This is a genomic window from Streptomyces anatolicus, from assembly GCF_019400875.1.
Taxonomy (GTDB): domain Bacteria; phylum Actinomycetota; class Actinomycetes; order Streptomycetales; family Streptomycetaceae; genus Streptomyces; species Streptomyces anatolicus.
In genome coordinates this window covers 1-5741 of record NZ_WMBF01000411.1, presented here as the reverse complement: position 1 = coordinate 5741, position 5741 = coordinate 1, and the positions used below count along the sequence as shown (strand labels likewise).

General features: G+C 69.2%; 7 protein-coding genes. 1 reads left to right on the top strand and 6 read right to left on the bottom strand.

All coding sequences use genetic code 11. The features are described 5' to 3' along the window. Window positions 1-985: metallophosphoesterase (locus GKQ77_RS26255; RefSeq protein WP_219691404.1), on the top strand; the 985-nt coding region annotated here is incomplete at its 5' end. Between the two features lie 4 nt (window positions 986-989). On the opposite strand, the gene GKQ77_RS26250 is transcribed toward GKQ77_RS26255, so the two are convergent. From GKQ77_RS26250 to GKQ77_RS26225, 6 genes are all read right to left on the bottom strand, one after another. Beyond that, entirely contained in the window at window positions 990-1439 is a 450-nt protein-coding gene (locus GKQ77_RS26250; RefSeq protein WP_125514577.1) for a VOC family protein, read from the bottom strand. A gap of 164 nt (window positions 1440-1603) precedes the next feature. Further along, window positions 1604-2374, bottom strand: coding sequence for a succinate dehydrogenase iron-sulfur subunit (locus tag GKQ77_RS26245; protein WP_219691403.1), 771 nt, complete (start codon window positions 2372-2374; stop codon window positions 1604-1606). Beyond that, window positions 2374-4134, bottom strand: a complete 1761-nt coding sequence (gene sdhA / locus GKQ77_RS26240; RefSeq protein ID WP_219691402.1) for a succinate dehydrogenase flavoprotein subunit — start codon at window positions 4132-4134, stop codon at window positions 2374-2376. Before sdhA ends, GKQ77_RS26245 begins: the two co-directional genes overlap by 1 nt. A 16-nt stretch (window positions 4135-4150) precedes the next feature. After that, the gene (locus GKQ77_RS26235) at window positions 4151-4645 is read right to left on the bottom strand and encodes a succinate dehydrogenase hydrophobic membrane anchor subunit (protein WP_125514580.1); all 495 of its coding nucleotides are present in this window, start codon (window positions 4643-4645) and stop codon (window positions 4151-4153) included. A gap of 8 nt (window positions 4646-4653) precedes the next feature. Continuing rightward, complete coding sequence (gene sdhC / locus GKQ77_RS26230; RefSeq protein WP_125514581.1) at window positions 4654-5034, bottom strand: succinate dehydrogenase, cytochrome b556 subunit; 381 nt, start codon at window positions 5032-5034, stop codon at window positions 4654-4656. A 170-nt stretch (window positions 5035-5204) separates the two neighbouring features. After that, a partial coding sequence (locus GKQ77_RS26225; RefSeq protein ID WP_372459987.1) for a 2-oxo-4-hydroxy-4-carboxy-5-ureidoimidazoline decarboxylase occupies window positions 5205-5741 on the bottom strand: 537 nt, incomplete at its 5' end.

Genomic DNA, 5741 nt, shown 5'->3' with positions numbered 1-5741 from the left:
GTTCCTGTTCGTGCCGATGTGGCTGGACAACGCGCTGGATCCGGACCTGGGCGGCTGGCTGTCGGGCCTGCCGTTCGCCGAGTGGCTGCGCGAGAACTTCATCGAATGGCTGCGTGCCATGCGCAGCACCATCTTCAGCGTGTGGCTGGCCTACACGGTGGTCTGGATGGCCTACGGCCTGCGCCTGATCTCGTCGACGCTGCTGCAGGTGGGGCCTGAACTGGAAGAGGCCGCCCGCAGCGCCGGCGCGCGGCGCGGCCAGGTCACCCGCCACGTCACCGTGCCGCTGGCCAAGCTGGCGCGCGGGGCGCACGGATACCGGATCGCCGTGGTCAGCGACATCCACCTCGGGCCGATCCTCGGGCGCGGCTTCACCCAGCGCGTGGTCGACACCATCAACGCCACACAGCCCGATCTGATCGCCGTCGTCGGCGACTTGGTGGACGGCAGCGTCGAGGACCTCGGCCCGGCCGCGGCCCCGCTCGCCGGGCTGCGGGCGCGGCACGGCGCGTACTTCGTGACGGGCAACCACGAGTACTTCTCCGGAGCCGAGCAGTGGGTCGACCACGTACGCGAACTCGGCCTGCGCCCGCTGCGCAACGCCCGTACCGAACTGCCCTGGTTCGACCTCGCGGGCGTCGACGATGTGGCGGGCGAGGACGAGGGAAAGGGCCCCGACTTCACCAGGGCCCTCGGGGACCGGGACCGCTCACGGGCGTCCGTGCTCCTCGCGCACCAGCCGGTCGTCATCCACGACGCCGTCGAACACGGCGTCGACCTCCAGCTCTCCGGCCACACGCACGGCGGCCAGCTGTGGCCCGGCAACCTCGTCGCGGACCTGGCCAACCCGACGCTCGCGGGCCTGGAGCGGTACGGCGACACGCAGCTCTACGTGACGCGGGGCGCGGGTGCCTGGGGCCCGCCGGTACGGGTCGGGGCGCCCTCGGACATCACGGTGGTGGAACTGGCCGCGCGCGACGCCTGAGCCCTCAGGAACTGCGCGCCAGCTCCGGCCGCTTCAGGTAATCCGTGAAGCCCGTGATGTTGCCCCACGGGTCGGCGATCTCCACGGTCCACCCGGTGGCGACGGAGAACGGCTCGGCGAGCAGCACGATGCCCGCCTCCGCGAGCGCCCTCCCCTTGGCGCGGGCGTCCGGCACCTCCAGCCACACGCGGGGCGAGGGCCACGGCGGCGTACGCGGCACGATGCCGTCCTCCACGCGCAGCAGCACGCCCGGGGTCTCCTTGCCGACCTTCAGGATGGCGAGCCCGATCTCGTCGAGCCGGAACGAGACCGGGAACCCGGCCCGCTCGTAGAACCCGACGGCCTCGCCCAGATCGCCGACGGGAAACAGGACGTTGTCGAAGCCGAGCAGTTCCGCGGCGGGGTCGGCGGTGAGCTGGTCAACGGACAGGCCGACCGACTGGTTGTCTGACATTCCGTCAGCGTAGGACGGCGCCCGCGCTCCGGACGCAGACGCGCGAGAACGACGCCGCGACCGCCCCCATCTGGCCCGCACCGGGGACGCACCGGGCACACGCACAGCGGGCCCCGCTCCTCGGAAGGAGCGGGGCCCACTGTGACGTACGGACGGCGAACAGATCAGAAGCGACGCGTGATCAGCGCGCGCTTGACCTCCTGGATCGCCTTGGTGACCTCGATGCCACGCGGGCACGCGTCCGTGCAGTTGAACGTCGTGCGGCAACGCCACACGCCGTCCTTGTCGTTCAGGATCTCCAGGCGCTGCTCGCCCGCCTCGTCACGCGAGTCGAAGATGAAGCGGTGCGCGTTGACGATCGCGGCCGGGCCGAAGTACTGCCCGTCGTTCCAGAACACCGGGCACGAGGACGTGCACGCGGCGCACAGGATGCACTTCGTCGTGTCGTCGAAGCGCTCGCGGTCCTCGGCGGACTGCAGACGCTCGCGCGTCGGCTCGTTGCCCTTCGTGACGAGGAACGGCATCACGTCGCGGTACGCCTGGAAGAACGGGTCCATGTCGACGACCAGGTCCTTCAGGACCGTCAGACCCTTGATGGGCTCGACCGTGATCGGCTTGCCCGGGTTGATGTCCTTGATCAGGGTCTTGCAGGCGAGACGGTTCTTGCCGTTGATCCGCATGGCGTCCGAGCCGCAGATGCCGTGCGCGCAGGAGCGACGGAACGTCAGCGTGCCGTCCATGTCCCACTTGACCTTGTGGAGGGCGTCGAGGACACGCTCCTTGGGGTCGATCTCCAGCTGGAAGTCTTCCCAGGTGGCGTCCGCCGAGACCTCGGGGTTGAAGCGGCGGACGCGCAGGGTGATCGTGATGTACGGGGAGTCGGCGAAGCCCGCCTCGGGCTTGGCGTCTTCCTTCGCGAGGGTCGGGGTTGCCATCAGTACTTACGCTCCATCGGCTGGTAGCGGGTCTGGACGACCGGCTTGTAGTCGAGACGGATCGTCTCCGTGCCGTCGTCGCCGACCTCGCGGTACGCCATGGTGTGGCGCATGAAGTTGACGTCGTCGCGGTTGGGGAAGTCCTCGCGGTAGTGACCGCCGCGGGATTCCTTGCGGGCGAGCGCGGACTGCGCCATGACCTCGGCGAGGTCGAGCAGGTTGCCCAGCTCGATCGCCTCCAGGAGGTCGGTGTTGAACCGCTTGCCCTTGTCCTGGATCGAGACGTTGAGGTAGCGCTCGCGCAGCTCCGCGATCTTCTCGACCGCCGTCTTGATCGTCTGCTCGGTGCGGAACACCATGACGTTGGCGTCCATGGTCTCCTGCAGCTCCTTGCGCAGCTCGGCGACCCGCTCGGTGCCCGTGGCGTCACGCAGCCGCTCGACCTGGGAGACGACCAGGTCCTGGGCGTTCTCCGGAAGCTCGACGAAGTCGGCCTTCGCGGCGTACTCGGCGGCGGCGATGCCCGCGCGCTTGCCGAAGACGTTGATGTCCAGGAGCGAGTTGGTGCCGAGGCGGTTGGCGCCGTGCACGGAGACGCAGGCCACCTCGCCCGCCGCGTACAGACCCGGGACGACCGTGGTGTTGTCCGCGAGGACCTCACCCTCGACGTTCGTCGGGATACCGCCCATGGCGTAGTGCGCGGTCGGCTGGATCGGGATCGGGTCCGTGTAGGGCTCGATGCCGAGGTACGTACGCGCGAACTCCGTGATGTCCGGGAGCTTGGCGTCCAGCTGCTCCGGCGGCAGGTGCGTGAGGTCGAGGTAGACGTGGTCGCCCTCGGGACCGCAGCCGCGGCCCTCACGGATCTCCGTGTAGATGGAGCGCGAGACGACGTCACGGGAGGCGAGGTCCTTCATGACCGGCGCGTACTTCTCCATGAAGCGCTCGCCGTCCTTGTTGCGCAGGATGCCGCCCTCACCGCGGGCGCCCTCCGTGAGCAGGATGCCCATGCGCCAGATGCCGGTCGGGTGGAACTGGAAGAACTCCATGTCCTCCAGCGGGATCCCGCGCCGGTAGCAGGCCGCCTGGCCGTCGCCGGTGAGCGTGTGCGCGTTCGAGGTCACCTTGAAGAACTTGCCGGTGCCGCCGGACGCGTAGATCACGGACTTGGCCTGGAAGATGTGGATCTCGCCGGTGGCCAGCTCGTACGCGACGACGCCCGCGCTCTTCTTCACCCCGGTCGCGGGGTCCTCGACGATGATCTGGTCCAGGACGTAGAACTCGTTGAAGAACTCCACGCCCTCCTTGACGCAGTTCTGGTACAGCGTCTGGAGGATCATGTGGCCGGTGCGGTCGGCCGCGTAGCAGGACCGGCGCACGGCGGCCTCGCCGTGGTTACGGGTGTGACCGCCGAAGCGGCGCTGGTCGATGGTGCCGTCCGGGGTGCGGTTGAACGGCAGGCCCATCTTCTCCAGGTCGAGGACCGCGTCGATGGCCTCCTTCGCCAGGATCTCGGCGGCGTCCTGGTCGACCAGGTAGTCGCCGCCCTTGATCGTGTCGAAGGTGTGCCACTCCCAGTTGTCCTCCTCCACGTTGGCGAGCGCGGCGGCCATGCCGCCCTGCGCGGCGCCCGTGTGGGAGCGGGTGGGGTACAGCTTGGTGAGCACGGCGGTGCGGCTGCGCTTCGTCGCCTCGATGGCGGCGCGCATGCCGGCGCCGCCCGCGCCGACGATGACGGTGTCGTACTTGTGAATCTTCACTGAGGTCGCCTCGGCTTTAGCGGATGTTCGGGTCGAAGGTGAAGATCACCAGCGTGCCCAGAAGGATGGTGAACACCGTGGCGGTGTACAGCAGGCCCTTGAGCCACAGACGCGTGTTCGGACGCTCGGCGTAGTCGTTGATGACCGTGCGCAGGCCGTTGGCGCCGTGCAGCATCGCGAGCCACAGCATCAGCAGGTCCCAGACCTGCCAGAACGGCGAGGCCCAGCGGCCCGCGACGAACGCGAAGCCGATCTTCGACACGCCGCCGTCGAGCACCAGCTGGATCAGCAGGTGGCCGAGGACGAGGACGACCAGGACGACACCGGACAGGCGCATGAAGAGCCATGCGGCCATCTCGAAGTTGCCGCGGGTCGAGCGCGGGGTCTTGGAGGTGCGCTTGCGCGGCGCCTCGATGAGGGGGGCCGGGTGGTCCACGTCGTAGAGCGAGGCACCCTCGACGGGGCCGACGCCGGACGTGCCGGACTTATCGAGCGTGGTGTCAGCAGACATGTCTGGCGTCAGCTCCCGAAGACTTCGCGGACGGCGTGGCCGAGGATCGGGTAGAGGGCCCCGACCATCAGGACGACCCAGATGCCGACGACGGTCCAGAGCATCTGCTTCTGGTAGCGGGGCCCCTTCGACCAGAAGTCGACGGCGATGACGCGCAGGCCGTTGAGTGCGTGGAAGAGGATGGCGGCGACCAGGCCGTACTCGAGGAGTGCGACGATCGGCGTCTTGTAGGTGCTGACGACATCGTCGTACGCCTCGGGGGAGACGCGGACGAGAGCGGTGTCCAGCACATGCACGAACAGGAAGAAGAAGATGAGGACGCCGGTGACTCGATGAGCCACCCAGGACCACATTCCTTCCCGGCCGCGGTACAGCGTTCCAGCCGGCACGGAAGTTCCTCCGGGAGCGGGGGTTGGGGCCGGCCGCCAGTCTTCTAACTAAAGAAGAAGCAGCTCTGTCGGACGAGCCCGGCCGGGTACGGTCCACCGGCCGCTCGTCATCGTATCGACGAGTTGTCGGTAGCCCTGCGTCGGGTCCGCAGGTGTGATCAAACAAGCAATCAAACAGGCACGTACGGGCTATCGGGCCGGGCTTGCGGGCACTCGTCCCGTGCGGGGGCCTCTGGGGTCTCTGAGGCCCCGGTGGCCGCTTGGATGCGGGTGAGGCGGGTGAGACGGCCCCGGGCCAGGCGGCGCAGTTCCTCGGCGGCGATGGCGCGTTCGTCGTCAGGATCGTTGCCGAGGCGTGACCGAAGGGCGCTGAGCAGGTGGTCCAGGGCCTCGGCGCGGGCGACGTCGTCGAGGCAGACCACGAACGTGTGACCGAAGCGGCTCTCGTACGCGGCGTGGGCGGCGCGGAGCGCGGTGTGCGCCGCGGTGTACGTGCCGTGGGGCGCGGCCGGCTGCTCGCGGGCCAGGGCCTCGGCGAGGTCGCCGGGGGAGAGGTCGTAGGCGGCCTCGTCGGAGGCGGCGAGCAGGGCGTCGAGGTCGGGGTAGGGCCGGTGGTCGGCGACGCGGCGGGCCCAGTGGAGGCTGCCGCAGCAGGTGAGGAGCGCGGCCTCGGCCTCGCGGGGCGTGGCGGAGTTCAGCTGTTCCGG

Excerpts from the sequence above, each read along its gene's own strand:
- GKQ77_RS26250 (WP_125514577.1), bottom strand. The coding sequence starts at position 1,439 with ATGTCAGACAACCAGTCGGTCGGCCTGTCCGTTGACCAGCTCACCGCC.
- GKQ77_RS26245 (WP_219691403.1), bottom strand. The coding sequence starts at position 2,374 with ATGGCAACCCCGACCCTCGCGAAGGAAGACGCCAAGCCCGAGGCGGGC.
- GKQ77_RS26235 (WP_125514580.1), bottom strand. The coding sequence starts at position 4,645 with ATGTCTGCTGACACCACGCTCGATAAGTCCGGCACGTCCGGCGTCGGC.